Origin of the sequence: Micromonospora sp. NPDC048843 (genome assembly GCF_040649965.1) — a bacterium.
Lineage (GTDB): Bacteria > Actinomycetota > Actinomycetes > Mycobacteriales > Micromonosporaceae > Micromonospora > Micromonospora hortensis.
Genome location: NZ_JBEZGJ010000106.1, coordinates 1 through 25,785, shown reverse-complemented (window position 1 = coordinate 25,785; position 25,785 = coordinate 1). Strand labels below are relative to the sequence as shown.

Annotated in this window: 25 protein-coding genes; 16 read left to right on the top strand and 9 right to left on the bottom strand. The window is 69.2% G+C overall.

Going from position 1 to position 25,785, the window contains the following annotated elements; translation table 11 throughout:
• The 8 genes from AB0C20_RS23190 to AB0C20_RS23155 all read right to left on the bottom strand — a co-directional run.
• Window positions 1–331: MFS transporter (locus tag AB0C20_RS23190; protein ID WP_357568724.1), on the bottom strand; the 331-nt coding region annotated here is incomplete at its 3' end.
• Complete coding sequence (locus tag AB0C20_RS23185) at window positions 328–1,581, bottom strand: ATP-grasp domain-containing protein (protein ID WP_357568723.1); 1,254 nt, start codon at window positions 1,579–1,581, stop codon at window positions 328–330. The genes AB0C20_RS23185 and AB0C20_RS23190, both read right to left, overlap by 4 nt.
• A complete protein-coding gene (locus AB0C20_RS23180; protein ID WP_357179643.1) occupies window positions 1,578–2,852 on the bottom strand; it encodes a hypothetical protein in 1,275 nt (424 codons plus the stop codon). The genes AB0C20_RS23185 and AB0C20_RS23180 overlap by 4 nt, the downstream gene beginning before the upstream one ends.
• Complete coding sequence (locus AB0C20_RS23175; RefSeq protein WP_357568722.1) at window positions 2,849–4,165, bottom strand: acyl carrier protein; 1,317 nt, start codon at window positions 4,163–4,165, stop codon at window positions 2,849–2,851. The genes AB0C20_RS23180 and AB0C20_RS23175 overlap by 4 nt, the downstream gene beginning before the upstream one ends.
• A gap of 47 nt (window positions 4,166–4,212) precedes the next feature.
• Window positions 4,213–4,500: a MoaD/ThiS family protein gene (locus AB0C20_RS23170; protein WP_357179650.1), complete on the bottom strand. Its 288-nt coding sequence runs from the start codon at window positions 4,498–4,500 to the stop codon at window positions 4,213–4,215.
• Window positions 4,501–4,537: 37 nt separating this feature from the next.
• Window positions 4,538–5,440, bottom strand: coding sequence for a formylglycine-generating enzyme family protein (locus tag AB0C20_RS23165; protein WP_357179653.1), 903 nt, complete (start codon window positions 5,438–5,440; stop codon window positions 4,538–4,540).
• Window positions 5,437–5,922, bottom strand: coding sequence for a hypothetical protein (locus AB0C20_RS23160; RefSeq protein WP_357179655.1), 486 nt, complete (start codon window positions 5,920–5,922; stop codon window positions 5,437–5,439). Before AB0C20_RS23160 ends, AB0C20_RS23165 begins: the two co-directional genes overlap by 4 nt.
• Before the next feature lie 264 nt (window positions 5,923–6,186).
• Window positions 6,187–7,254 (bottom strand): hypothetical protein, encoded by a 1,068-nt coding sequence (locus AB0C20_RS23155; protein WP_357568720.1) that lies wholly within the window; start codon window positions 7,252–7,254, stop codon window positions 6,187–6,189.
• A gap of 459 nt (window positions 7,255–7,713) precedes the next feature.
• Here AB0C20_RS23155 and AB0C20_RS23150 point away from each other — a divergent pair, with 459 nt between their 5' ends.
• From AB0C20_RS23150 to AB0C20_RS23130, 5 genes are read left to right on the top strand one after another with little or no spacing between them, the layout of a single operon-like run.
• Entirely contained in the window at window positions 7,714–8,211 is a 498-nt protein-coding gene (locus tag AB0C20_RS23150; protein ID WP_357179661.1) for a hypothetical protein, read from the top strand.
• Window positions 8,204–8,956, top strand: coding sequence for a formylglycine-generating enzyme family protein (locus tag AB0C20_RS23145; RefSeq protein ID WP_357179664.1), 753 nt, complete (start codon window positions 8,204–8,206; stop codon window positions 8,954–8,956). The genes AB0C20_RS23150 and AB0C20_RS23145 overlap by 8 nt, the downstream gene beginning before the upstream one ends.
• Window positions 8,953–9,678 (top strand): L-ribulose-5-phosphate 4-epimerase AraD, encoded by a 726-nt coding sequence (gene araD, locus AB0C20_RS23140; RefSeq protein ID WP_357179667.1) that lies wholly within the window; start codon window positions 8,953–8,955, stop codon window positions 9,676–9,678. Before AB0C20_RS23145 ends, araD begins: the two co-directional genes overlap by 4 nt.
• On the top strand, window positions 9,675–10,496 hold the full coding sequence (locus AB0C20_RS23135) for a 1-deoxy-D-xylulose-5-phosphate synthase N-terminal domain-containing protein (protein WP_357179670.1): 822 nt from the start codon (window positions 9,675–9,677) through the stop codon (window positions 10,494–10,496). The genes araD and AB0C20_RS23135 overlap by 4 nt, the downstream gene beginning before the upstream one ends.
• Window positions 10,475–11,404 (top strand): transketolase, encoded by a 930-nt coding sequence (locus tag AB0C20_RS23130; protein ID WP_357568719.1) that lies wholly within the window; start codon window positions 10,475–10,477, stop codon window positions 11,402–11,404. Before AB0C20_RS23135 ends, AB0C20_RS23130 begins: the two co-directional genes overlap by 22 nt.
• Window positions 11,405–11,534: 130 nt before the next feature.
• Here the strand turns inward: AB0C20_RS23130 and AB0C20_RS23125 are convergent, their stop codons facing one another.
• Window positions 11,535–12,638, bottom strand: coding sequence for an aldo/keto reductase (locus tag AB0C20_RS23125; RefSeq protein ID WP_357568718.1), 1,104 nt, complete (start codon window positions 12,636–12,638; stop codon window positions 11,535–11,537).
• Between the two features lie 132 nt (window positions 12,639–12,770).
• Between AB0C20_RS23125 and AB0C20_RS23120 the strand changes: the two genes are divergently transcribed.
• From AB0C20_RS23120 to AB0C20_RS23070, 11 genes are all read left to right on the top strand, one after another.
• Window positions 12,771–13,382 carry a TetR/AcrR family transcriptional regulator gene (locus tag AB0C20_RS23120; protein ID WP_357179679.1) on the top strand — a complete coding sequence of 204 codons (612 nt, stop codon included), beginning with the start codon at window positions 12,771–12,773 and terminating at the stop codon, window positions 13,380–13,382.
• A 212-nt stretch (window positions 13,383–13,594) separates the two neighbouring features.
• Entirely contained in the window at window positions 13,595–15,220 is a 1,626-nt protein-coding gene (locus AB0C20_RS23115) for an ABC-F family ATP-binding cassette domain-containing protein (protein ID WP_357568717.1), read from the top strand.
• Window positions 15,221–15,404: 184 nt separating this feature from the next.
• The gene (locus tag AB0C20_RS23110) at window positions 15,405–16,508 is read left to right on the top strand and encodes a LacI family DNA-binding transcriptional regulator (protein ID WP_357179686.1); all 1,104 of its coding nucleotides are present in this window, start codon (window positions 15,405–15,407) and stop codon (window positions 16,506–16,508) included.
• Complete coding sequence (locus tag AB0C20_RS23105) at window positions 16,505–17,440, top strand: sugar ABC transporter permease (protein WP_357179688.1); 936 nt, start codon at window positions 16,505–16,507, stop codon at window positions 17,438–17,440. Before AB0C20_RS23110 ends, AB0C20_RS23105 begins: the two co-directional genes overlap by 4 nt.
• 1 nt (window position 17,441) lies before the next feature.
• Entirely contained in the window at window positions 17,442–18,281 is an 840-nt protein-coding gene (locus tag AB0C20_RS23100) for a carbohydrate ABC transporter permease (protein ID WP_357179691.1), read from the top strand.
• 39 nt (window positions 18,282–18,320) lie between these two features.
• Window positions 18,321–19,613, top strand: a complete 1,293-nt coding sequence (locus AB0C20_RS23095; RefSeq protein ID WP_357179694.1) for a sugar ABC transporter substrate-binding protein — start codon at window positions 18,321–18,323, stop codon at window positions 19,611–19,613.
• A gap of 4 nt (window positions 19,614–19,617) precedes the next feature.
• Window positions 19,618–20,787 carry an ADP-ribosylglycohydrolase family protein gene (locus AB0C20_RS23090; RefSeq protein ID WP_357179697.1) on the top strand — a complete coding sequence of 390 codons (1,170 nt, stop codon included), beginning with the start codon at window positions 19,618–19,620 and terminating at the stop codon, window positions 20,785–20,787.
• Window positions 20,784–22,145 carry an ADP-ribosylglycohydrolase family protein gene (locus AB0C20_RS23085; RefSeq protein WP_357179700.1) on the top strand — a complete coding sequence of 454 codons (1,362 nt, stop codon included), beginning with the start codon at window positions 20,784–20,786 and terminating at the stop codon, window positions 22,143–22,145. Before AB0C20_RS23090 ends, AB0C20_RS23085 begins: the two co-directional genes overlap by 4 nt.
• Window positions 22,142–23,077 carry a ribokinase gene (locus AB0C20_RS23080; RefSeq protein WP_357568716.1) on the top strand — a complete coding sequence of 312 codons (936 nt, stop codon included), beginning with the start codon at window positions 22,142–22,144 and terminating at the stop codon, window positions 23,075–23,077. Before AB0C20_RS23085 ends, AB0C20_RS23080 begins: the two co-directional genes overlap by 4 nt.
• Window positions 23,074–25,023, top strand: a complete 1,950-nt coding sequence (locus AB0C20_RS23075; RefSeq protein WP_357568714.1) for an SUMF1/EgtB/PvdO family nonheme iron enzyme — start codon at window positions 23,074–23,076, stop codon at window positions 25,021–25,023. The genes AB0C20_RS23080 and AB0C20_RS23075 overlap by 4 nt, the downstream gene beginning before the upstream one ends.
• On the top strand, window positions 25,020–25,785 hold a 766-nt coding region (locus AB0C20_RS23070; protein WP_357568713.1), incomplete at its 3' end, for a CoA transferase. The genes AB0C20_RS23075 and AB0C20_RS23070, both read left to right, overlap by 4 nt.

Genomic DNA, 25,785 nt, shown 5'->3' with positions numbered 1-25,785 from the left:
CGTCCTGATACGCCATGACGGCCACCGCGCCAGCGGCGATCGCACTGACCGCATCGGTGACGATCAGCACCCACTTCTTGTTCCACCGGTCCACCAGGACGCCACTCAGTGGGCTGAGCAGGGCGATCGGCAGCGTGGACGCCGCGAGCACGTAGCCCGCCACCACAGTGGCACCGGTTTCCCGGACCAACCACCAGGCCAGAACGACGTCGAAGACCACCGTTCCGGCACGTGAAACGAGGTTGCTGATGGCCACCGTGACGAAGTCACGGTTCCACAGTGGCCGGCGGTCGACGGTCTCCGTCGTCGTGCCGGGCGATACGGTCGTCAAAACGTAACCTCGATCATGTTGTCGTACCGCCGCACGTAGTCGGCGATCGGTGGGTCGCTCGGACCTGGCCGGTAGACACCGAGCACGGAGACGAAGTAGTCGGCCTCCAGTCCTTCCGGGTAGAGCACGCCACCGGGTTGCTTGTAACTGAGGCACCGGTCGACCTCGCCACGTCCGGCCAACTGCTCCAGGCCGGTGATCGCGCGGATGACACCACTGCCGCGGTGCGGAAGGTTGTACCAGAACGGGTACTCGTTGTCGGGCAGTGCTTTTGGCGTCAGGCCGCCCGCGCGTGCCCGCAGTTCCGCACTGTCGGCACAGGTGGCGGCCAGGTAGTACAGCCGGTGGAAGTCGACCCCGGAGGCACTGGTGAAGAGCTGGTAGAACAGGCCACCCGCGCCGGGTCGGTTGGTGGTCTCCAGGACGAACGGCTCGTCGTCACGGAACCGCACCTCCGTGTGGGTGGCACCGTTGGTGACGCCGAGCGCCCGCACCGCCCGGTACGAGATCTCCCTGATTCGATCGGCCCGCGCGGCCGGCAGTTGGGGATCCATGTGGTAGAGCCGGTCGGGATAGTAGGGGCCGGGCGCGTTGCCCTTGATGAGGATCCCGTCGCAGAGTGGTTCTCCGTCGAACCAAATCGTGTCGATGGAGTACTCCGGCCCATCCACGTACTCCTCGACCAGAAATCCGGTGTTGGCGAGGCGCTCCTTGGCCACCACCGTGGAGTTCACCAGGAAGATCTTGCGCAGATGCTCGTCCAACTCGGCTCTCGTGGTCACCTTCCGCACACCGCAACTCGCGAAACCCTGAGAAGGCTTGGCGATCAGCGGGAACTCAAGGCCGTCGAGGGCCAGGTCGGGACCGCCGATGGCGTTGCGAAAGAGCCCTCTTGGCGTTCGTACGCCGGCGGCCAGCCAGATCTCCTTCATCCGCGCCTTGTCCCGCGATGCGGCCACCGCGGCCGGCGGTGTACGTGCCACCTTGAAGGCGTCGGCGATCGCCGACGCCTGCGTCAGGAACATCTCCTGGGTGGTCAGTACGGCGTCCGGCTGACCGACCAGCCGGGCCAACTCCTGCACCGCACGGTCATGCTCGGTTCTCGGGTCGACAAGAATGGCGCGCTGACGATCACGGTGCCGCCCCTCCGGCGACAGAACCCAGACCTCGTCGCCCTCCTCGCTGGCGATGCGTTCCATCTCGTCGAGGAAGAAGTCCGGAGTCTCGACGCAGACGACGGCGCGCCTCATGCGGGAGCCGTCCGGACGGTGAGGTGGTCGGTGATCGACTCGGACAGCATCGCCAGCAGGTCCCCTTCCTGCTCGGCCGCCCGCCGTACGAGTGCCAGCACAAGCCGGTCGACACCGAAACCAACACAGATCGACAGGGCCGGACGCCCACCGCTGGTCGTGCCGAACGGGACCGTGAAATGGGTCTGGTGTTTGTTGACGGAGGACGCGGCCATTGGCGCGCCGTCCGGCAGCCCGCGGACCATCAATTCGATCTTGTTATCCGACACGAGCTGCGAGAACATCCGCTGCGGTGCCCCGTCGTTGAAGAAGATGTCGTTCGCGCTCTCCATCCGGAAGTCCAGCCCGAACAACGTGGCCATCGCCACCACGAAGTCCACCATCTCGCCGTGCGCCCGCTCCAGCGCGAGCTCGTCGCCGACGAAGACAGCCTCCCGCATGAGGAACTCGCGGAGCCGGTTGTCGTGGTTGAGGTTCCCCGACTCGTCACGGAAGCACGCGCCGGCCAGTGTGAACACAGCCGGCTCACCGATCGGGATCTCGGTGTTTTCGATGAGGGGGTAGCAGTGCAGGCACATGGCCGGGTTGAGCACCTCGCCCGGCGTGCTGAGGAAGTCCCGGAGACCCTCGTCGCGGTGAGTGCCGTTGCCCCCGTGCTCCTTCCAGTACGGCAGGAAACCCGCGAAGGTCTGCGGCGTCGGGTTCAGCGGGCTGACGAAGCTCAGATGTTGACGGGCGGTGTCGAAATATCCCGCACGGTCGACCACCGCGGTCGGCAGCATCGAGGGAACCCGAAGCTCCTCCGCGCCGTAGGCGTACTGGTAGAAGCGCCGGACGAACTGGTCGATCCCACGCGACAGCGCCGCGATCTCGTGGCCGTAGAGATTGAGACCGCGGCCGGCTGGGGTGCGCCGCGCGGCCAGCGCGCGCCGCGGTGGCAAACTCCGGGCCTCGTCCAGTTCGGCGGCGAGCTGGCGTGCCGCCGCGTCGAACGCCGCCGGATCGTGCCGGGCGGGCCGGTCCTGCGGCGGGTCGTCGGAGTCGTAGTAGACCCGTGTGGGTACGGCCGGCAGCACGGCGAACCTGTCGGCGATCTCGTTGACCAGCGCCGACACCGCCTCCTCGTGGAGGTTCACCGCGGGTGACTCCACGACGACCTGCTCCGGCGTGAACGAGACCGAGGAGACCGCCGGGAAGTGGTAGAGCACCTGAGTGCGCAGCGTGTGCTGCACGGCGGGGTTTGTCACCGCCCGGGACACCGGGATGATCATGCGTTGGCCTCGGCCCGCGCCTCGGCCAGGTACCGCTCGATGGAACCCATTGTGCGCAGGGTGGCGATGTCGAAGGTGGCGTAGTCGATCTGGAGGCCGAAGATCTGCTCCAGGTTCAGGACCAACCCCATCACCGCCATCGAGTCGAGCCCGAGCTGCGTCAGCGGCACGTCCCGGTGTGCCGGGTAGTCACCGATGACCTTGGCGATGACGTCGTCCGAGAGATAGCCGCCGAACAATCGCGGGATCCAGTCGGTCTTCACGGCCTGCTCGCCACCACCTACCGTCAGTGCCGCGAGCACATCCAGGTTGACCTGCTGGTAGGCGGGGAGAAGCGAGCGCAGAGCACGAACCGAGTCGACGTACATCCGGTAGATCCGTGGCTCGGGGCGCTGGACGAGGAGGCTGGCGAACTTCTGCACGTCGTTCAACGCCCGCTCGATACCACCCATCTCCGCCCGCGTACGCGCGACCAGGTCGTCGGGCAGCGACGCGGCCAGGTCGGGTGTCGTCAGCACGTAGTCGAGGTAGAACTGGATCGGAGCGAAACGATTCCGGACGTGCTTGTTGAGCCGGAACTGCTGTTGCTTCGGCACGGCACCGTCGACCAGGACGTCGTCCTCGTGGTTGTCCAGGTGGACCAGCAGCTCGTCGAGGCCGCTCTGGTCGGCCACGACCGGCGTACCGTGCCGGGTCAGCTCGCCGTTGACGAAGCGGTAGCCGTAGAGGTCGTGGAAGAGGTGGTGCAACGCCTCCGCGGGAGCGAGCCCGGCGAGTCCTTGGATGACGTCCGAGTGCTTGATGACCGTGAGACCGATAGTGCCGTCCTCGTCCGGAGCGACCTTCTCCATGAGCTCCGCGAAGGTCAGCGGCGAGCAGGTCCGGTTTAGTGTCTCGTTGACCTTGGTGAAGTAGACGGTGCCTGACTCGTCCATGCCTTCGAGCAGCACCGACGTCACGTACGGGGTGCCGTCGGTGTGCGAGACCCACATGTTCACCGAGACCTTGTGTCCCTCGGTGAACAGGTTGTGAAGCGCGGTGCGGAAGCCCTCCACAGTGGTGCTCCCGCTGTCGCGCACGTACGTGTCGAGCAGATCCGCGAAGCCGTTGTGCAACGGGTACAGCGGCTCCGCTCCGAGGGCGTGCCGCCAGCCGAGGAACCGGTCCAAATGAACCAGTGGGAAGGCTTCGAACCCGTACGACCCGGAGTAGATGTAGTAAAAGTTGCGCTCGTAACAGACGTATTCGATGGCGCGTTCGTAAAGGTCCGGCGGAAGCGACGACGCTTCGAACTCGCGGATGTTGCTGGTCATGTGACTTTCCTAACGTAAGCGGCGCGGACGGATGACGGGACCGTCGGTCATCCGCCGGCGAACTGGATCAACAGAGCGAGTTCGTCGCCGTCGTCGAACGTGATCTGCGAATACTGTGAATTGTGGACCAGCTCATCGTTCACCACGAGAATGATGTTCCTGCGGACCGAACCGTCGGCTTCGAAGATGCGGGAGCCGGCCGCCGGATGGCAGGTGGTGAAGAAGGTGTGCAGATCGGCGACGCTGGTGGCCGACACACGTATCTTGCTCGACTTGGTGGTGCCGTTTTTCGTGACCAGGTCGGAGATGAAGTTTGGCAGCGTCAGGGTCAGCATGAATTTCGACTCTTCTCGGTGTGGTTTGTCGGCTCGGCTACTCGACGGGATCGAGATCCGCGGCGATCCGGAACCCGATGTCGTAGGCCCAGTAGTCCGCCGGTTCGTGGTGGCGGAACGCGCAACGGCACATGTCGGTGAAGGCGTGCAGACTGCCACCGCGGCACACTCGCTCGGTGGTGTCCTCAAGATTGCGGGGATTGCGGGCGGGGGACCGCTGGTAGAAGTCGGCGGCATAGGAGTCCGCGCACCACTCCCACACGTTGCCGAAGAGATCGTGCAGGCCGTACGCGTTGGCTTTGCGAGTGCCCACCGGATGCAGGTCACCCTGCGAGTTCTCGCTGCACCACGCATAGGCGCCAAGATCCTGCACGGCGACGTCGCCATAGGGATCCGACCGCCCACCCCGGCTGGCGAACTCCCACTCCGCCTCCGTCGGCAGGCGTACACCCGCCCAGCGGCAGAACATCTGCGCGTCGTACCAGGTGACGTCGGCAACCGGCAGGTCGGGATCGGCCCCGGGAGCGTGGTCGGGCCGGAACATTCGGAACACCGAGTTCGTCACCTGCACCCGGCCGATCGCGAAGGCGTCGAGGGTGACCTCGTGCTCAGGCTCCTCGCCGCAGTACACGGGTGTCGTGCCGGAGCTGGTGCCCATCGGGAACGAGCCTCCGGGCAACCGGACCAGATTCGCGAGACACGACGCTTCCAGCTGCTGCCGACCCGCCTGAAGCCAGGTTGCGGTCAGTTCGGCGTACTCGTCGGGTTGCAGGCGAGCGGCGGCCCGCCACGCGTGGGACAGCGTCTCGCCGTCGGTGACGACCGGTTTTCCGTCTTCGGTCAGCCGGAAGATCGCGCCGAGTTGGCGGGCGAGCTCGGCGCGATCGGTCGTCGTGGTCAGGTCCCGGTACGCCGAGCGCACGGCGGTGGGCCCTGTCACGCGACGGCCCGCGGCTGGTCGGAGCCGTCGACGACGACGTGTGGCAGTTCGGTGACCCGGCCGGCGTCGGTGACCTCGAATGTCCGGACCAACGGGTAAGAGAGATTGCGAAGCACGACCAGCAGGTGCCACAGATCCGGGGACGGGTGGAAGTCGACGTCCACCGACGTCAGGATTCCCGGGTGGCGTTGGTGGCTGTGGAAGACGCCGACCTTGACCAGGCCGGCATCACGGATGGCCCGCTCGACCCGCCAGGTCTCCTCCGGAGTGCACAGGAAGCCGGCGTCGTCGTGATCGACGTAATAGTTGCCGTACGCGTGGAATTCGGTCAGCCACTCGTCCCGGATGTTCTCTTCCATGATGATGTAGTCGGTCGGCGGACCAAACCGTCGGGTGGAGAGGAAGAATCCAAAAAGCTTGGCGGGGAAGCGCCGACTCACGTCCTCGACGAAACGGTCGAGAAGGCGGCGCTCAAGAATCACGGCTTCTATGTGAGGCTCCCACGATCGGACCACCGCTGAGGCGGTGGCAATGAGAGAGGGCTGGGCATCGGATCGCCGTTGATTCCGATGCGTCGATCGCGACATGTGTACACGGACCCGCGATCAAACAGTTCCACTGTGGACGGTATCATTCAAACAAAAGGAAGATCAACGTGTGCCGACGGGGCGCTTTGTCGTCCTGCCGACAACGTTGCCGGATCGGGGCGAGAGTGGTCCTGCTCTACTGCGGAGTGCGGTCCACTCTCACCGCGTAATCGAACGTAGAACGTCGAGATTGACCGCCTGGTAGGCCGGCAGTACGTCCCGAAGGCGGAGGATCGCTGCGATGTGCAGATCGAGCATGGCCGGAACCGGTTTCTGCACGAGCAGGCTGGCAAATTTCAGGACGTCGCCGAGGGCCGTGTCCATGGCGGCGACAACCGATTCCACTCGCGCCAGGAGGCCCGGCATGAGGGCGGCTGCCAGTGTTGTGTCGGCCCGGACGTGCGCGAGATAGAACTGGATCGGCATGAACCGGTTGCGGATGTGCTTGTGCAGGCGGAACTGCTGCTGTTTCGGGACGCCGTCCGGCGTGAGGATCTGCTCGGCCGAGCGTCGCAGATCCGCCGCCAGTGCCTCGAACGCGTCCAGATCGAGACCCACCTTCTGGGCGCCGAGATGGAGGTCGTCGCCGTGCCAGCGGTAGCCGTACAGGTCGGCGAAGATTCGGCGCATCGCGTCGGTGCCGTCCATCGTGGCGATCTCGGCGAGAGCCGAAGAGTGGCGCAGGACGTCGAGCTCGACCTGGCCGTCCTCCGGATCCAGGAGGCTCAGGAACTTGTCCCGGGCCAGCGGGCGGCAGGTCACGTTGGTCGTCTCGTTGATCTTCGTGTAGTAGACGACCTCCTGGTCATCCATGCCCTCGAGCAGGGCGGATGTCACGAACGACGATCCGTCGGGGTAGGTGACCCACATGTTGACCGTGGCCTTGTGGCCCTTCGTGAACAGCTCGCCGAGGACCTCGAAGATGTGGTCCAGGCCGGTAACGATCCGTTGCCGGACGTGGCGGTCCAGAAACGGTTCGAGCGCGTTGTATCGGGCGACCAGCGGCTCGACCCCGGCCGAATGTTGCCAGGAGGCGAAGCGGTCGAGATGGAGCAGGGGAAAGTGCCGCAGCCCGTAGCTGTGGGTGAAGACGCGGTAGAGGTTGCGCTCGTGGCAGACGTACTCGACCGCGCGAGCGAACATGTCCGGGGGCAGCGAGCCGGCCTCGAGGGGCTCGGTGTTGACCGTCCGGGTGGTCACGAACGGACTCCTCGGCCGCCGCTGCACCGAACGAGCGATGCGGGCGTAGCGGTGTGCGTGAGACACGGCTCGCCGCGAGGCGGCCGAGGACCTGACCGGCGGCCGGCCAGGCCGAAAAATGGAACGCCGAACATGGCCATCGTGAGCGTTTCCCCCCGTGGGCAGCGACGATGATCGGTTGAGCAGGGCTTGCGGTCCCCCCGACGGGCGATGGCCCGAAGGTTAACATCTGGTAAACGGACGTAGACGTTGGTCTTTCTAGCATGGTGCCGAGTGGGGTGTCAACTCGGTAAAAGCCCCGAGTGCGCCCTGTCGGGAAAATGTCCGAAAAGCGGGGCCGCGAGCATCCGCGTCAGCGTCTACACTGCGCCGGTATCGTGGCTGGTGCGACTACGCCACGTCGTTAGGTGAAAGCGGATAAGCTATTGACGGGTACGGATTGTGAGCGTTAACATTGCCCCCGCCACAGCGTCGAAGGATCGTACTGTGACAGAGCTACTGCGGCTGGATCGCCATTTACTCGACCGCTTCCTGATGGCGGTGGAAGAACGCTTCCCCCGCAAGACTTTCGGCTATTTTCTGGCCGATGAGCCAGGTGGAACACCCACCGATTTCGTCTTTTTCGAGGACAACGTCCGGGATGACTGGCGCGCGGAGTTCATCAAATACGGTCAGTACTTCATCGACCACGACGACGCCGGGTTCCTGGCCACTCCGGAGGAGTCCTGGCGGGTCGCCCGGCATATCCGTGACGCGGGCCTGCACGAGGTTGGCGTCTTCCACAGCCATCAGCGCCATCCGGGTCTCCTGGCCACAGTGGACGTCGACCTCCATCCCTCCCCCCAGCTCTGGCATCTCTTGATAGTGCTGCGAAATCGGAACTATCCCCAGGTCCGCGCGTTCTCCCTGGCTGACGGGGGGCGGGTCGCGGAGATGGAGATCGACCTCATCGACGAACGGGGACGCACTCTTGACCATGTCTGACACGGCCGCACGGGCGGTCGAGACGAGCCGTTACGGCCGCGAACGGGTCCTCGCCCGACAGATCCGCCGACGTGAACTGCTCGACCCGCTGCTGGCCACGGTAACGGAAACGACCTACACGATGGGCACCGAGAAGCAGGCCGAGATGGTGTACTGCGGCGAGACGCCGTCCCACGAGGTCACGATCTCGTCCTTCGCGATAATGCGTACCTGTGTCACCAACGAACTGTATGCGCAGTACGCGCCGGACCACGTCGTCGGCCTGGATCCTCAGCTGCCGGTGGTGAATGTCACCTGGTTCCAGGCGGCGATGTTCTGTGATTGGATCGGCGGTCGGCTACCAACCGAGGCGGAATGGGAAGGGGCCTGTCGCATCGATTGTCCGGACGTGCCGGTCGATCTCGAGACCAGGGCCTGGTTCAGTCACAACTCTGGGGACCGGGTGCACGCGGTGGGCACCCGGTGCCCCAATTCGGCCGGCATCTTCGATCTGTTGGGGAATGTTTGGGAATGGTGTTACGACACGTATGACAGCACCTATTACCAGACCTCGCCGCTGCTCGACCCGGTCAACGCCACGGCGCATGGCAACCGGGTGTGTCGTGGTGGGGCCATGAACTCCTTCTTCGACATGTGCCGGCCGGCGTACCGCCATCACGAACCTGCGGACTACTGGTCGGCCGACATCGGCTTCCGTGTCGCCGCCGACCTGCATCCCCGAGCTGAGAGGCAGCATCTTCGATGAGTACGGCCGGATCGACCGACCTGCGCGACGCAGTCCTCACCGCGAACCGCATCATTCCCCAGGCCGGCCTCGCCGCGCTGACCTGGGGAAACGTGAGCGGGGTCGACCGGGAGGCAGGCATCTATGTGATCAAGCCTTCCGGTGTGGCGTACCAGGACCTCACGGCCGATCTCCTTGTCCCGGTGGACCTGGAGACCGGTCGGGTCACCGTCGGGAACCTCAAGCCCTCCGTCGACAGCGAGACCCATCGCGCGCTCTACCTGCAATGGTTGTCGATTGGCGGGGTGACCCACACCCATTCCACGCACGCCGTCGCCTTCGCGCAGGCCGGCCGGGACATACCGGTGCTCGGTACCACGCATGCCGACACGTTCGCCGGTCCGATCCGGGTGACCCGGGACCTGACGGCCGACGAATGCGACAGTGACTACGAATTCAACACCGCTCGCGCGATCATCGAGCTCATCGGGGCAGAGGCCGAGGCGCTGGCCGGGCCGGTCGCCCTCGCCGCCAACCACGGACCGTTCACCTGGGCGGCGAACCCGCTCAAGTCGGTGGAGAACGCGATCGTCTGCGAGGCGGTCGCCGAGATGGCCCTGAAGACGCTGTCGCTGAACCCCACCGCGTCCGCGCCACAGTGGTTGCTGGACCGCCACTTCACCCGCAAGCATGGCGCGGGCGCCTACTACGGCAACCAGCTCACCACAGGGAGTCCGCTGTGACTGTCTCCACACTGCGAAGTGGCGACACCGGCGCCGCGAGCGACACGCACCTACATGCCCGAGCACGACATGCCCGTCGGCTCGCGGTCCGGATGGCGGCCGGCCCGACCGGCTGTCATCTCGGCGGCAGCCTCTCGGTCATCGACATACTCGTGGCGGCGTTCGACTTCGTCAGCGGCGTACCCGAATCCGAGGTCGTCCTCAGCAAGGGTCACGCCGCCGCGGGCCTCTACGCCGCGTTGCACGCCTCGGGAATCCTCGCCGAGGACCCGTCCGAGCAGTACGGACGGGACGGCAGTCCGTTCACCGGGCACCCCAACCCCGCGCTTCGCGGTATCCGCTTCCCAACAGGCAGTCTCGGCCACGGACTGGCATACGCGGTGGGCTGGAGTATGGCCTGCCGACTACGCGACAACGGTGGATTGACGGTGGCCGTGGTCGGTGACGGTGAACTCCAAGAGGGGCTCACGTGGGAGGCCTGCCAGGTGGCGGCCGCGCAGAGGCTGGGGAACCTGATCGTGGTCGTCGATCGCAACGGCTACCAGAACGACGGCGCGGTCAACGACATCTCGGCCATGCCGCACCTGTCGGACAGGTTCCGTGCCTTCGGGTTCGACACGGTCGAGGTGGATGGGCACGACCCGACCCAACTGAACCAGACACTCACCGCCCACGACGCCCGCGGCGACAGGCCGCTTGCCGTCATCGCTCGGACGGTGAAGGCCAAGGGCATCGCCGAACTCGAGGGCCGGGCTGGCTCGCACTACGTCACAGCCTCGCCTGAGCAGGCACATCGGTGGACGCAGGCCCTGCGGTGAGCGCCGCCCCGGTCCCTTCACGGGAGATCTACCGCAGAGAACTGACCGAGATGGCCCGCCAGGACGATCGCATCCTGTGTCTGGAAGCCGATCTGGGTGGGCAACGGCATCCCTTCGCGGACGCCCATCCGGACCGGTTCTTCAACCTGGGCATCGCGGAGGCAGCGATGATCGACATCGCGGTGTCGCTGGCGAGCGCGGGCTACCGGCCCTTTGTCAGCACCTTCGCCACTTTCGCCGTGCTGCGGGCCGGCGAGAGCATGAAACTCGGTCTCGGCTACCTGGGCGCACCAGTGACGATCGTCGCGCCCTACGCCGGGGTCTCCGGGGGTTGGCTCGGCACCACACACCACTGCCTGGAGGACTTCGCCGTGGTCCAGAGCATGCCCGGCATCGCGCTCGCCGCGCCGTACGGCGGCGACGAGACCCGGGCGGTGCTGCACAACGCCCTTGCGGGAGGCCGTCCGCACTACATCCGACTAGGGCGCAATCAAGGCTACGAGAGTCTGGCAGGTGACCGCCGGTCCCCGGACTTCGTGACCTGGGACCATGAGGGCGACGGCGAGACCTGTCTCGTTTCCGTCGGTGAGAAGGGCACGGAGCTGAGTCTGCGTGCCGTCGCGGAGCAGCCAACCCTGTCCCACGCCCACCTGTGCTACCTGGACCAGGGCGCACTGGCGCAGGCGGCGCTACACCTCAGCGCGAAGGCCGCGCGCTTCGTTGTCGTCGAGGAACATCGGCCCGGCGGGAGCGTGGCGGCGGCACTGGCGCTCCTCATGCCCGATCGCGAGGTATGCAGCGTGAACGCGGGCGAAGGCTGGATCTCCTCCGGGGGCAGCCACGACGACATCCTGCGCCAACTGGGCATGACACTCCCAGCGCTGCTGTCGGTGGCGAACCGGGATTGACCGAGGCGCGCGCCTGCTGGTCGCACTCCCCAGGGAGACGCTTCGGTGGAGGGCCAGTAGGCGCAGAGGCCTTCGCGGTGATGCTGTCGCCGCGAAGGCCTCTGTCTCGTGCCTTGGCCCGAGGTCCGCTCTACGCGGTGGGCTGGGTGGCGCTGTTGAACACCGGAGGGGCGTAGCCGGCCGGCTTGTCGCCGATACCGAGGCCGGGGCTCACCACCCAGGACTGGTACTGCGGGGTGAACATCACGTAGGGCACCCCCAGTTCCGGCGCGCTGGCCTCGTCGAGGCGGCGACGGGCATCGGCCGGGATCTCGAAGTCGAGCGCCTCGAAGTTGCTGCTGACCTGTTCGGCGCTGCTCGCCCCGATGATCACCGAGGCGACGGCGGGCTGGGTGGCGACCCAGTTGATCGCGACCTGGGCCATGCTGCGGCCCAGGTCGGCGGCGACGCCTTCCAGAGCCTCGATGACCTTCCACTCGCTGGCGCTGACCTGGCGACCTCCGGTGTCCGGGTTGGTCAACCGGCCGGTCCCGCTCAGGCCGTCACCGGTGCGCCGGTACTTGCCGCTGAGCAAGCCGCTGGCGATCGGGCTCCACGCGGTGAGGCCCATGCCCATGGTCTGGGCCATCGCTACGTACTCCGCCTCGATGCCCCGGTTGACCAGGGAGTACGGCAGCTGAAGGTTGATCATCGGGGCCAGCCCGTGTGCCTCGGCGTAGCTCTGCGCCCGCGTCGCGTACCAGGCTGGTACGTCCGAGAGCCCGGCGTAGCGGATCTTGCCGGCGCGGACCAGGTCGTCGAGGGTGTGCACGACCTCCTCGACCGGGGTGATCCGGTCCCAGGTGTGCAGCAGGTACAGGTCGATGTAGTCGGTGCCGAGCCGGCGCAGTGACGCCTCCACGGCCCGCATGATGTGCTTGCGTCCGTTGCCGCTGGCGTTCGGGTCGCTCGGGTCGACGGTGTTGGTGAACTTGCTGGTGAGCACGAGCCGTTCGCGGACGCCGGCCCGGTCGATCAGGCGGCCGAGGATCTTCTCGCTCTCGCCGGCGGTGTAGAAGTCCGCAGTGTCGATGAAGTTCCCGCCCGACTCGAGGTATTGCCGGAAGATCGGCTCGGCCTCCTCCGCGGTCTTGCCGTACGCGGCGTGGAACCCGTCGACGCCGAAGTTCATAGTGCCCAGCGCCAGCCGGCTCACCCGCAGACCGGACCGCCCGAGCAGGTAGTAGTGGTTCATCGTGGTGCCCTCCCGATCGTGGTGTCGGCCCGCTGCGGACCGTGCGTACCCGACCTTCGCTCGACAAAAATGGACCTGCAAGTCCAAAAGCCGAGGTAGGGTCGGACCCGCAGGTCCAGAGCAGGAGGTCTCATGACACGGGCGTTGACCCGCAAGGGCGAGGCGACCCGGGCGCGGATCGTCGCCGGCGCCGCCGCCGAGATCCGCGAGCGCGGCGTCGACGAGGTACGCCTCGAGGATGTGATGGCCCACACCGGCACCAGCAAGGGCCAGCTCTTTCACTACTTCCCCGACGGGAAGGAGGGATTGCTGCTCGCGGTGGCCCAGCACGAGGCGGACCAGGTGCTCATCGACCAGGAGCCGATGCTCAGCAACCTGACGTCCTGGCCGGCCTGGTTCGCCTGGCGCGACCGACTGATCGAGCGGTATCTCGCGCAGGGGGTGAAGTGCCCCCTCAACGGTCTGCTAGGACAGACCGGCCGGCGGGCGCCCGGCGCGCAGGCCATCGTGACCGGGCTCATGTGGCGCTGGCAGAAGGCGATCACCGAGGGGATCCGGCACATGCAGTCGACCGGCGACATCGACCCGGCGCTCGACGCCGACCGGGCCGCCGCGGCACTGCTCGCCGGCATTCAGGGTGGGGTACTGCTGCTGCTCTCCACCGGAAAGATCGACCACCTCGAAGCCGTCCTCGACCTCACCATCGACTCGCTGCGGGCAGGCCCGCGGACGGGCGGGAGCTGAGCGGGGGCCCGCGACGCCGAGTTATCCTTGCGCCCGAGTTTTCGGAGATCGGAGCAGACGTGGCAGGTGACGACGACATCTCCGGGTGAGCACCCGGACCGGCCGCCGACGGGCGTGTGAACGCGCCTTCGTCGCCGCGGCCTTCGTCGTCATGTCCTGCTTCCGTCGGGGTGCCGGTGCGCGCCCCGGATCGTCGTTCTCCGAGGTTCCCCATGTCTGTTCGACCTGCTCTCATCGCCCATGACCTCGTGCGGGTCCGTGGCGACCGCCGGGTGCTCGACGGCGTCTCCCTGACCGCCGCGCCCGGTCACCGGATCGGCCTGATCGGTGAGAACGGCACCGGCAAGACGACCCTTCTGCGGGTCCTGGCCGGCGTCGACGTACCCGACTCCGGCACCGTCACGCGCCCACCGGACGTCGGCTTCCTGCACCAGGAACTACCCTTTCGGGCACCCACCACCATCGCCGCCGTCCTCGACGACGCGCTGCGCGACGCCCGCGCCGACCTCGCCGAGCTGGACCGGATCGGCGTCGCGCTCGCCGACTCGCCGGAGGGCACCGAGCAGCACCACCGGCTGCTGGCCGCGTACGCCGAGGTGCTGGAACGGGCGCAGGACCGCGACGCCTGGGACGCCGACCGGCGTGCCGGCACGGTCCTCGACGGCCTCGGCCTCGGCGGGCTGCCCCACGACCGGACGTTGGGCGCGCTCTCCGGCGGGCAACGCGGCCGGCTCGCCCTTGCGGCGATGCTGATCCGCCGACCGAGCGCGCTGCTGCTCGACGAGCCCACCAACCATCTCGACGACGCGGCGGCGGCGTTCTGCGAGGACCAGCTTCGTGCCATGCCGGGGGTGGTAGTGGTGGCCAGTCACGACCGGGCCTTCCTGGACGCGGTCTGCACCGATCTCATCGACCTGGACCCGGCGGTCGACGGGCCGGTCCGCTTCGGCGGCGGCTACACCGCGTACCTGACGGCGAAGCGCGCCGAGGCGCAACGGTGGCGCCGACGCTACGACGACGAGCAGGCGCTCCTCGCCGAGCTGCGCGAGGCCGCCGCCGTGACCGGGCACCAGGTCGCCCACGGCCGGGGCCCGCGCGACAGCGAGAAGATGGGGTACGGGCACACCGCCGGCCGCGTGCAGAACCAGATCTCCCGTCGCGTCCGCGACGCCGCCCGTCGACTGGAGACGATCGAGCGCGACCCCGTTCCGGTGCCGTCGGAGCCGTTGCGCTTCCACGTGCCGGCGCTCGCCGTCGGCGACAGCGACGGGGTCATCGTCACGGCGGACCGGCTGGAGATTCCGGGCCGACTACGGGTGGCGCACCTGGAGCTCAAGGCCCGCGACCGGTTGTTGGTGACCGGCCCCAATGGCGCGGGCAAGTCGACTCTGCTCGCCGTCCTCGCCGGCCACCTGGCCGGTGCCGGAACGCTCTGGCGACGACCGGAGCTGCGGGTCGGCCTGCTCGCCCAGGACACCGTCTTCGCCGATGCGCGGCGGACGGCCCGGCAGGTCTTCGAGGCGGCCGTCGGGATGGAACGGGCCGCTGTCGTACCGCTGTCGTCCCTTGGGCTGCTCGCCCCGGCGGACCTCGACCGCCCGGTGGCCGACCTGTCGGTGGGGCAGCGCCGTCGGCTCGCCCTGGCGGCGCTCGTCGCCGATCCGCCGGAGCTGCTGCTGCTTGACGAGCCCACCAACCACCTCTCGCCGACGCTCTGCGACGAGCTGGAGGACGCCCTGGGCGTCGGCCCAGGTGCCATCGTCGTGGCCAGCCATGACCGCCGACTCCGCTCCCGCTGGCCAGCCCGAGAGCTGCCCCTGACGTTGCCTCGCCCTTAGGTCGGTGATCAAGAGGTTCGCGTCACGCCACGCCGAGCGGGATGACGCAAACCTCTTGATCAACGGCGGTGGGTTCGCTGGTACGGGGGTTGGAAACGTTTTCGTAACGGGGGGTTGACCTCTCCGCCGCCTACGGAGCAGACTCCCCGGAAACGTTTACAGCTATCGGGTGGAGGTGCCGAACGTGGGTCGTAAACGTTTACAGGAACCGGCTGACGGTCGGCCCACGGTGCACACCGTCGCCGCCCGCGCCGGCGTCTCCATCGCGTCCGCCTCGCGGGTGCTCAACGGCGTCGGCGGCAGCCCCGAGACGATCCGCAAGGTTCGCGAGGCGGCGGCCGAGGTGGGCTACGTGCCCAACGCGATCGCCAGGTCGTTGCAGTCCCAGCGCACCGGTCTGATCGCGCTCGCGGTGGAGGACATCGGCAACCCGGTCTACGTGGAGATGATGCGGGCCATCGAGGCCGTGGTCGCGTCCTCCGGGCGGCAACTGCTGGTGCACGCCACCGGCGGGCGGATCGACAACGAGACCGCTCTGCTGCGACGACTGGCCAACCGCTACGTGGACGGCATGATCGTCTCGCCGATCCGGGTCACCGACGACCACCTCACCGCGCTGGTGGACAGTCCGGTGCCGGTGGTGGTCGTCGGTCAGCTCGGCGCGGACGCTCCGATCGACAACGTGCGTACCGACTCGCGGCACGGTGTGGCGCTGGCAGTGGACCATCTCGTCGCCACCGGCCGACGGCGGATCGGCTTCGTCAACGGCCCGCTCGACACCGTCCCGGGCGCCGCCCGCGACGCCGGGTTCCGGGCCGCCCTGGCCCGACACGGCATCCCGCTCGACGCCGAGCTGATCGAGGTCGGCGACTTCCAGTACGCGGCCGGTCGTGCCGCCACCGAGCGACTACTCGCCCGCGCTGACCCGGACGCTCTGGTCTGCGCCAACGACCTCATCGCGGTCGGCGCGTTGCACGCCCTGCTGGTCGCCGGTCGTCGGGTGCCGCAGGACGTCGCCCTGGTCGGCATGGACGACACCGAACTGGCCCGGATGATGTTTCCCCAGCTCTCCAGCGTCTCGCTCGGCTCGGCCGAGCGTGGTCGCCGAGCCGCCGAACTGCTCCTGCAACGCATCGCCGACGCCACAGTGCCGCCGCGGCGCGAGCAGGTGCCGCCAAGTCTCGTCGTACGCGCGTCCAGCGCCGCGACCCTGCCGGTCCCTCGACCCGCCACCGGGCCGGCCGGCCCACCTACCACCGTCCCGTCCAGCGAAGGGGTGACCGCATGACCACCCTGGCCGAGCGGCCGGACGTCGAGCGGGCCGAGCCGGCCCGCCGACCGAACCGGTTCCGCTCCGACCGCACCACCATCTACCTTCTGTTGCTGCCGTCGCTGCTGCCGATCCTGGTGCTGTCGGTGTTCCCGCTGCTGCGGGGCATCTACCTCGGATTCACCGACGCCCGCGCCGGTCGCAACGTCGAGGTCAGCTTCACCGGCCTGGCCAACTACCGCGAACTCCTCGGTGACGAGCTGTTCTGGAACTCGTTCAAGATCGGCCTGCTCTGGGCGGTCGGGGTGACGGTGTTGCAGTTCCTGCTCGCCCTCGGGCTGGCGCTGCTGCTCAACCAGCAACTGCGGTTCCGCGGTGTGGCGCGGGTGCTGGCCGTCGTGCCGTGGGCGATGCCGCCCGTCGTGGTCGGCATCCTGTGGAAGCTCGTCTACCACCCCGACGCCGGCCTGATCAACGAGTTCTTCCACCGCGTCGGCGCCGACGGACTGCGGACGAACTGGCTGGGCGATTTCAGCACCGCCCTGCCCGCGGTGATCATCGTCGGGGTCTGGGCGGGCATGCCGCAGACCACAGTCGTCCTGCTCGCCGGCCTGCAGGGCGTGGGTCGCGAGCTGCACGAGGCGGCGGCGGTGGACGGGGCCAGCACCTGGCACCGGTTCCGGCACGTCACGTTGCCCGCGCTGGCACCGGTGATCGTGGCGATCACCTCGCTGGACTTCATCTGGAACTTCAACTCGTTCGGCCTGGTCTACGTGCTCACCGCCGGTGGACCGGGCGGCAAGACGATGCTGCCGATGCTGTTCGCGTACGAGGAGGCGTTCCGCTACGGCAACTACGGCTACGCGGCGGCGCTCGGCAACGTCATGGTCGTGATCATCATCGCGCTGCTCGCTGTCTATCTCCGTCGCCGGCTCAGGGAGGCGAACTGACATGTTCGGAAAACCGAGCCGCACGAGCCGGACGCTGCAGTACCTGGCGCTCGCCGGTTATCTGATCTTCCTCGGGTTCCCGCTGGTCTGGCTGCTCTCCACGGCGTTCAAACCGCCGCGCGAACTGGTACGCCTGCACCCGACGTTGATCCCGGACAACCCGACACTGCAGAACTTCGTCCAGGCCTTCACCGAACAGGAGCTGGGCCGGGCGGCGCTCAACAGCCTCCAGGTCTCCCTCGCCTCGGCGGTGCTGACAGTGCTGATCGCCATGCCGGCGTCGTACGCCCTCGCCCGGTTCCGCTCCAAGCTCGGCACCGCCGCGCTGGGCTGGGTGCTGCTGTCCCAGCTCTTCCCGTTCGTGCTGCTGATCATCCCGATCTTCCTGGTGCTGCGGCAGGTCGGCCTCGCCAACACGCACGCCGGGCTGGTGCTGATCTACGTGGTCTGGGCGCTGCCGTTCGCGCTGTGGATGCTGCAGGGCTTCGTCCGCAACATTCCGAGGGAACTGGAGGAGGCCGCCTCGGTCGACGGCGCGACCCGGGTGCAGGTCCTGCGGCGGGTGGTCTTCCCGCTGCTCGCCCCGGGCCTGGTCGCGACCGCGCTGTTCTCCTTCATCTCGGCCTGGAACGAGTTCTTCTTCGCGCTGGTGCTGATCAAGACTCCGGAGCTGGCCACCCTGCCGGTGGCGCTGGCCCGGTTCGTCGGCATCGAGGGCACCGCCCGCCTGGGACCCCTGGCCGCCGGCTCACTGCTGGCCACGCTGCCCAGCCTGATCTTCTTCGCGTTCATGCAGCGCCGGCTCTCGTCCGGGTCGCTCGCGGGCGCTGTCAAGGGCTGACCCGTCCCCCCAACCACCACCACCAAGGAGGTAACCCCCATGCTCCGTACCCGATTCCGTCGACTCGCGGCGGCCGCCGCGGTCACGGTCGTCGGCCTCGGCGCGCTCACCGCGTGCGGTGCCGGCGGCGACGACGAGGCCGCCTCCGGCCCGGCCAAGCTGCGCTTCCTCAGCCTCGCCTGGCAGAAGGAGTCGTTGCAGGTAAACAAGGACCTGGTCGCCAAGTGGAACGCCGAGCACCCGGACATCCAGGTCGAGTACGTCCAGGGTGACTGGAACTCGGTGCACGACCAACTGCTCACCTCGTTCGAGGGCGGCGACGCGCCGGACATCGTGCACTACGAGGCGTCCTCGATCGGCGAGTTCAGCAAGCAGGGCTACCTGGCCGACCTCTCCGACCTGGTCTCGGACGATCTGAAGGGCCAGATCGACAAGGGCATCTGGGACACCGCCACCGTCGACGGCAAGGTCACCGGTGTGCCGTTCCTGCTGGAGTCGCAGGTCGTCATCGCCAACAAGAAGCTGCTCGACGCCGCCGGTGTCGCGGTGCCGCCGGCCGACGGCGGCTGGACCTGGGACGAGTTCCAGGCCAACGCGCAGAAGCTCACCAAGCCCGGCCAGTACGGCGCGGCCTGGGCGCTGAAGTCGCCGACCAACAGGGTGCTGAACCTCGCGCTCAACTACGACGGCACGTTCTTCTACGGCGACGGTGGCCGCACCGAGGTCAAGGTCGGTGACGCCGAGAAGGAGATCCCGAAGCGGATCCACGACATGCTCTACACCGCCAAGTCGGCCTCCCCGGAGGCGCTCGGCATGAGCGGCGCGGACACCCTGCCCGGGTTCTTCGGCGGCAAGTACGCGATGCTGCCCGGCTCGGTGTCGCTGCGCCAGCAGATGGTCGAGCAGGCGCCGGCCGGCTTCGAGTGGGTAACCCTGCCCCCGATCAAGGGGCTCTCCACCAAGCAGGCCGCCAACCCGCAGACGCTGTCGATCTCCGAGGACAGCAAGCACAAGAAGCAGGCCGCGCAGTTCCTGGAGTACTTCCTGAACCCGACCAACATGGCCGCCCTGGCCAAGGGCGACTGGTTGGTGCCGACCGGCAAGCAGGCCAACGAGGAACTGGTCAAGCTCACCGCCGGCAAGCAGGGCTGGGACGTCGCCGCGGACAGCGCAACGGACCTGACCGTCGCCCCGTTCCAGCAGGCCGACGGCTACCCGGAGTGGAAGACCAAGTACGCCACCCCGGCCCTCCAGCAGTACTTCGCCAACAAGATCACCCTCGATCAGCTCGGCACGCAGCTGGTCGACGGTGGCAAGCAGGTTCTGAGGTAACGACATGTCTCTCTTGCTCGACACATCGGTCGGTTGCCTGGTTGGCGCCGCGGTCGGAGACGCCCTGGGTGGCGCCACCGAGACGGCGCTGCCCGAGCAGATCCGTACCCGCTTCGGCGGCTGGGTCGAGGGCATCGTGCCCCCGTACCACGCCGACTGGGCCACCGCGCGACCCCTCGCGCCGTACCACAAGGGCGACGGGCACCTCACCGACGACACGTTGATGACCCACGCCCTGGTCCGCGCCTACGCGGCCAAACGGGACCACCTCGACGCGTACGACGTGGTGGAGCTGCTGGTTCCCGACCTGATCGAGCGGGTGGTGTACATCCCCGACCTGGAGCGCGACGGGGTGACCTTCCACCGGCTCGCGGCCGCCGAACGGTGGCTGGTAACCCGACTGCACCACGCCCACGCTGACCCGCGCGAGGCAGGGGTCGGCAACATCGTCAACTGTGGCGCGGCCATGTACATGGCCCCGGTCGGCATCGTCAACGCGGGCGACCCGGCCGGTGCGTACGCCGAGGCGGTGGAGATCGCCGGCGCGCACCAGCACAGCTACGGGCGGGAGGCCGCCGCCGTGTTCGCGGCCTCGGTCGCGGCGGCCGCGACTCCCGGCGCGGGCGTCGACGACGTCGTCGCCGCGGCGCTGGACCTGGCCCGCGACGGCACCCGCGCGGCCATCGACGCGGTGGTCAAGGAGGCTCGCGGCCACCACGACTGGAAGCAGGCCATCCCGGCGCTGCGGGCCGCTGTCGCTCCCTACGACACGGTGGGGGAGGAGTACCGCAGCCCCGGCCTCGGCGCGCGGCGACCCAGTCGGCTGCACGCCATCGAGGAACTGCCGGTGGCTCTCGGCATGCTCGTGGTGGCCGGCGGCGACTTCCGGGCCGCGGTGCTCGGCTCGGTCAACTACGGCCGGGACGCCGACTCCACAGCCACCATGGCCGCCGCCATCGCCGGGGCGCTCGGTGGCGCCGACGCGGTGCCGGCGGAGTGGTCCGACGTGGTCGCCACCGCCTCCAAGACCGACCTGGTGGAGCCGGCCCGGGTCCTGGCCGCGGTGGCCGGCGAGGTCTTCGAGCGCGACCAGGCCCGGTTCGCCCGCCGGGCGGAGCGGTTCGCCGGGCTGGCCGCCGGAGCCACCCGGGGGGTTGGGGGCGAGACCCGGTGAGGATCACCTGGGTTCAGCCGGAGGACCTGTTGCCGCACGAGCTGGCGGCCAGCCGGGACGAGGGGCGCGACGTCGCCGCGATCGCCCAGCGGTGGACGGCGGCCGGCGGGGACCTGACCCCACCGGTCAGCGGGGCGTCGGTGACCCCGGCGTCGCCGCGGCTGCGGGCCCTCGCCACGGAGTTGCTGGACGCCGCCGACGCGGTGCCCGCCGTCGACACCGCCGACGAGGCCGACGACCTGGTCACGCTGCGCGCCGGCTGGCCGACCAGCTGGTCGCTGCCGACCGAGGCGGCGTACGACAGGCTGCACGGCGGGTGGCTCGGCCGGGCGGTCGGCTGCCTGCTCGGCAAGCCGGTGGAGAAGATTCCGCGCGAGGGCATCCGGGAGATCCTCACCGCTACCGAACGATGGCCACTGCGCGACTGGTTCACAGCGAAGGGACTCCCGGCCGACGTGGCCGCCCGCTGGCCGTGGAACAGGCGCAGCGCGCCGACCAGCCTCGCCGAGAACATCGACGGGATGCCCGAGGACGACGACCTGAACTACGCGTTGCTGGCCCTGCGCGTGCTGGAGACGCACGGTCGGGGCTTCACCAGCGCCGACGTGGCACAGGCGTGGCTGGACTGGCTGCCCGGCGGGCGGGTCTTCACCGCCGAGCGGGTGGCCTACCGCAACCTGTTGCTCGGGTACCCGCCGCCGCAGAGCGCCCGCCGGCACAACCCGTTCCGGGAGTGGATCGGCGCGCAGATCCGCACCGACGTGTACGGCTGGGTCAACCCCGGCCGGCCGGACCGCGCCGCCGAACTGGCGGTGCGGGACGCGACTGTCAGCCACGTCCGGGGTGGGGTGCACGGCGCGATCTGGGCGGCGGCGCTGGCCGCCGCCGCCCCGGTGGCCGACACTGTGGACGAGGTGCTGGACGCCGCCGAGGCGGTGCTGCCGCCGGGTAGCCGGTTCGCCGCCACCGTCCGCGAGGCGCGTGCCCTCGGCGCGGGCACCGACGACTGGGAACGCGTGGTCGACGAGCTGTACGCACGACACGGCCACCTGCACTGGGTGCACGTGCGCAACAACGCCGCGCTGGTGGCCGCCGCCCTGGCGTACGGGCGGGGGGACCTGGAACGGTCGATCACCGCTGTGGTCAGCGGCGGCTGGGACACCGACTCGACCGGCGCGACAGTCGGCGCGGTGACCGGAGCGCTCACCGGCGCGTCCGGGCTGCCGCCGCGTTGGGTCGCCCCGCTGCACAACCGGCTGGCCAGCAGCATTGGCGGCTTCGACGGGATCGGCTTCGACGAGCTGGCCGAGCGGACCCTCGCCCTGGCGCAGCCGCCGACGGAAGGGAGCGTGGCATGAGCGCGCGGGTGGCGGTGGTGGGCAGCAGCAACCTGGACCTGGTGGTCACGGCGTCGCGGCTGCCCCGCCCCGGTGAGACGGTGCTCGGTGAGGACTTCCGGACCGTACCCGGCGGCAAGGGCGCCAACCAGGCCGTCGCCGCCGCCCGGGCCGGAGCGGCCTGCGACTTCGTGGGCGCGGTCGGCGACGACGAGTTCGGCACCCGGATGCGGGCGAGTCTCGTCGACGCCGGCGTGGACGTCAGTGGTCTGCGGACCGCCGCCGGTCCCTCGGGTGTCGCGTTGATCGCCGTCGACCGGGACGCGGAGAACTTCATTCTGGTCGCGCCCGGTGCCAACGGCACGCTGACCGAGCTGGACGCGGACGACCGGGCGACGATCGCGGCGGCTGACGTGCTGCTGCTGCAACTCGAGGTGCCGCTGACCGCCGTGCTCCAGGCGGCGCACTGGGCCCGGGCCGACGGCACCACTGTGGTGCTGAACGCCGCGCCCGCCGCCGCGCTGCCCACCGCACTGCTCGACCTGGTCGACGTGCTGGTGGTCAACGAGCACGAGGCGGCTGTCGTCGCCGAGGTCGCCTCCGACGACCCACCGGTGCTGCTCGACGCCCTGCTGATGCTGGTGCCCCGGGTGGTGCTGACCCTCGGCGCGCGCGGGGCCGCGTACGCCGATCGACACGGCCTGCGTCTCGCGGTCCCGGCGCCGCAGATCGACGCCGTGGACACCACAGCCGCCGGTGACGCGTTCACCGGCGCGCTCGCCGTGAGCTGGGCCGAACACGGCGCCACCAGCGAGGACACCGTCACCGCCAGCCTGCGCTGGGCCTGCGCCGCCGGCGCGGCCTGCGCCCAGCGGCCCGGAGCGTCGACAGCCCTGCCCGACCGGCCGGCCATCGACGCCCTCTACGACGCGACCTACCGAGGTGCACAGTGAGCTTCAACCCGTACGTCCCACGCCCGATCGACCGGCCGACCGAGGTGCCGTTGGGCGGGCACGCCGACCTGAGCACCCTGGACGAGGCGAAGATCTTCGCCGCGCCGAACGACCCGGCCGACTGGCCGGCCTGGCGGGAGCAGATCGCCCGGTGGCGGGTCGACGCCCGGGACCGGATCGGCTACGTCGGCGAGCACTACGACGAGATCGCCGGTGACTGCTTCAGCGTCTGCCTGGCCTGGCTCTGGGACGAGACGCTCTACGACCACGAACGCGGCGTCTTCACAGTCGACGAGTTCCTCGACGCGGCAGGGCGGGACTTCGGCGGCTTCGACGGGGTGGTGCTCTGGCACGCGTACCCGGTGATCGGCCTCGACGACCGTAACCAGTTCGACTGGTACCGGGACGTACCGGAGCTGCCCGAGGTGGTGCGCGCGTTCCAGCAACGTGGGGTGAAGGTCTTCGTCGACTACAACCCGTGGGACACCGGCACCCGGCGCGAGCCGGGCAGCGACGCCGAGGAGGTCGCCACGCTGGCCGGCAAGCTCGGCGTCGACGGGGTCTTCCTGGACACCCTCAAGGAGGGTGCCGGGGAGCTGCGCGCCGCGCTGGACGCGGTGCGCCCCGGCATGGTCCTGGAGGGCGAGAGTCGGGTGCCGCTGGCCCGCATCGCCGACCACGCGATGTCCTGGGCGCAGTGGTTCGCCGACTCCGAGGTGCCCGGCGTGCTGCGGGCGAAGTGGTTCGAGCGACGGCACGTGCTGCACCACACCCGGCGCTGGCACCGCGACCACCTCGACGAGCTGCACTCCGCCTGGCTCAACGGCGTCGGCGTGCTGGTCTGGGAGAGCGTCTTCGGCGTCTGGGTCGGCTGGAACGAGCGGGACCGCGCGGTGCTGCGGGCGATGCGCCGGGTGCAGGCCAGCCACGCGGCGTGGTTGCGCGCCGAGGACTGGGTGCCGCTCGCCGACCATCCCGGCGACGGCCAGGTGTACGCGTCCCGCTGGACGCACGACGACGAGCCGCTGTGGACGGTGGTGAACCGGGGCGCGGACCACGACGGCCCGTGGCTGGTCACCGACCCGAGCGCCGGCCGGCACTTCGTCGACCTGGTCACCGGTGCCGAGTTGACAGTCACCGAGACCGCCGACGGTCGACTGGCGGTGGGCGGCCCGCTCCCGGCCGGCGCGATCGCGGCCGTGGCGCGCGGACTCGCCTCCGCGCACCGGCACGAGCCGCCGACCGGCGACCCGTCCTTCCCGGCCCGTGCGGCGGTGCGCGTCCGTACGCCGTGGACGCCGCTAGCGCAGGTGCCGCCGGGCCTGGTCGGCGTCGAGGGCGGCCGGCACGAGCTGGTCGTCCGGCACCGGGTACGGGAGGCCGGGCTGTACGGCGAGGCGCCCTACGTCGACGAGTGGAAGCCCCTGCCGCCTCGGCTGCACCACAGCGGGACGCTGCGCCGCAGTGTGCGGCTCGGCCGGTTCGCCATCGCCGTGCACGAGGTCACCCACGGCGAGTACGCCGAGTTCCTGCGCGCCACCGGCTACGTTCCGGTGCGCCCGGAGCGGTTCACCGCCGGCTCCGGCCCGGCCGACGCCCCGGTGACCGGGGTCGAGTTGGCCGACGCGCGGGCGTACGCGACCTGGGCCGGGCTGCGCCTGCCCACCGAGGACGAGTGGCAGGTCGCGGCCGAGGCGGGACTGCTCGTACGGCGGGAACCGCTGGTGTGGAACCTGACCGAGAGCGAGCACTCCGACGGCCGTACCCGCTTCGCCATCCTCAAGGGTGGCGCCCAGTACCGGGCGGAGGGCTCCGACTGGTACCTCGACGGAGGCCCGCAACCGGCGGACGTGTCGGTGAAGCTGCTGCTCACCGGCGCCGGTCTCGCCCGCTCCGAACAGGTCGGCTTCCGCTGTGCGGCCGACCTGCCGGAGGTGGCCCGGTGACCGCGCCACTGCACGGCGTCACTGTCGTCGACCTGGCCACCCTCTTCGCCGGGCCGCTCGCGGCGGCGTTCCTCGGTGACTTCGGCGCCGACGTGATCAAGGTGGAGCATCCGGCCAAGCCGGACCCGTCGCGGGGGCACGGCCCGGCCCGCGACGGCGTCGGGCTCTGGTGGAAGGTGCTCGGCCGCAACAAGCGCACCGTCACCCTCAACCTCTCCGACCCGGACGGCGCGGAGCTGCTGCGCCGGCTGCTCGCCGACGCCGACGTGCTGGTGGAGAACTTCCGCCCCGGAACCCTGGAGCGGTGGGGGCTCGGCCCGGCCGAGCTGCACGCCGTCAACCCCCGGCTGGTGATCACCCGGATCAGTGGGTTCGGGCAGGTCGGGCCGTACGCCCGGCGGCCCGGCTTCGGCACCCTCGCCGAGGCGATGAGCGGTTTCGCCGCGGCCACCGGGGAACCGGACGGGCCGCCCACGCTGCCCCCGTTCGGGCTGGCCGACTCGGTGAGCGCGCTCGCCGCCGCGTACGCGGTGATGCTCGCCCTGCGGGCTCGCGACGTCACCGGCGTCGGTCAGGTGGTCGACCTCGCCATCATCGAGCCGATCATGGCGATGCTCGGGCCGCAGATCACCTGGTACGACCAGCTCGGCTACGTCCAGCCCCGGCTGGGCAACCGGTCCAACAACAACGCCCCGCGCAACACCTACCGGTGTGCCGACGGGCGCTGGGTGGCGGTCTCCACCAGCGCGCAGAGCATCGCCG

What these genes read in the sequence shown, in the direction of transcription:
- AB0C20_RS23115 (WP_357568717.1), top strand. Translation starts at nt 13,595, where the DNA reads ATGTCTGTTCGACCTGCTCTCATCGCCCATGACCTCGTGCGGGTCCGT.
- araD (WP_357179667.1), top strand. Translation starts at nt 8,953, where the DNA reads ATGAGTACGGCCGGATCGACCGACCTGCGCGACGCAGTCCTCACCGCG.
- AB0C20_RS23100 (WP_357179691.1), top strand. Translation starts at nt 17,442, where the DNA reads ATGTTCGGAAAACCGAGCCGCACGAGCCGGACGCTGCAGTACCTGGCG.
- AB0C20_RS23180 (WP_357179643.1), bottom strand. Translation starts at nt 2,852, where the DNA reads ATGATCATCCCGGTGTCCCGGGCGGTGACAAACCCCGCCGTGCAGCAC.
- AB0C20_RS23120 (WP_357179679.1), top strand. Translation starts at nt 12,771, where the DNA reads ATGACACGGGCGTTGACCCGCAAGGGCGAGGCGACCCGGGCGCGGATC.
- AB0C20_RS23080 (WP_357568716.1), top strand. Translation starts at nt 22,142, where the DNA reads ATGAGCGCGCGGGTGGCGGTGGTGGGCAGCAGCAACCTGGACCTGGTG.
- AB0C20_RS23105 (WP_357179688.1), top strand. Translation starts at nt 16,505, where the DNA reads ATGACCACCCTGGCCGAGCGGCCGGACGTCGAGCGGGCCGAGCCGGCC.
- AB0C20_RS23095 (WP_357179694.1), top strand. Translation starts at nt 18,321, where the DNA reads ATGCTCCGTACCCGATTCCGTCGACTCGCGGCGGCCGCCGCGGTCACG.
- AB0C20_RS23175 (WP_357568722.1), bottom strand. Translation starts at nt 4,165, where the DNA reads ATGACCAGCAACATCCGCGAGTTCGAAGCGTCGTCGCTTCCGCCGGAC.
- AB0C20_RS23170 (WP_357179650.1), bottom strand. Translation starts at nt 4,500, where the DNA reads ATGCTGACCCTGACGCTGCCAAACTTCATCTCCGACCTGGTCACGAAA.
- AB0C20_RS23185 (WP_357568723.1), bottom strand. Translation starts at nt 1,581, where the DNA reads ATGAGGCGCGCCGTCGTCTGCGTCGAGACTCCGGACTTCTTCCTCGAC.
- AB0C20_RS23090 (WP_357179697.1), top strand. Translation starts at nt 19,618, where the DNA reads ATGTCTCTCTTGCTCGACACATCGGTCGGTTGCCTGGTTGGCGCCGCG.
- AB0C20_RS23145 (WP_357179664.1), top strand. Translation starts at nt 8,204, where the DNA reads ATGTCTGACACGGCCGCACGGGCGGTCGAGACGAGCCGTTACGGCCGC.
- AB0C20_RS23125 (WP_357568718.1), bottom strand. Translation starts at nt 12,638, where the DNA reads ATGAACCACTACTACCTGCTCGGGCGGTCCGGTCTGCGGGTGAGCCGG.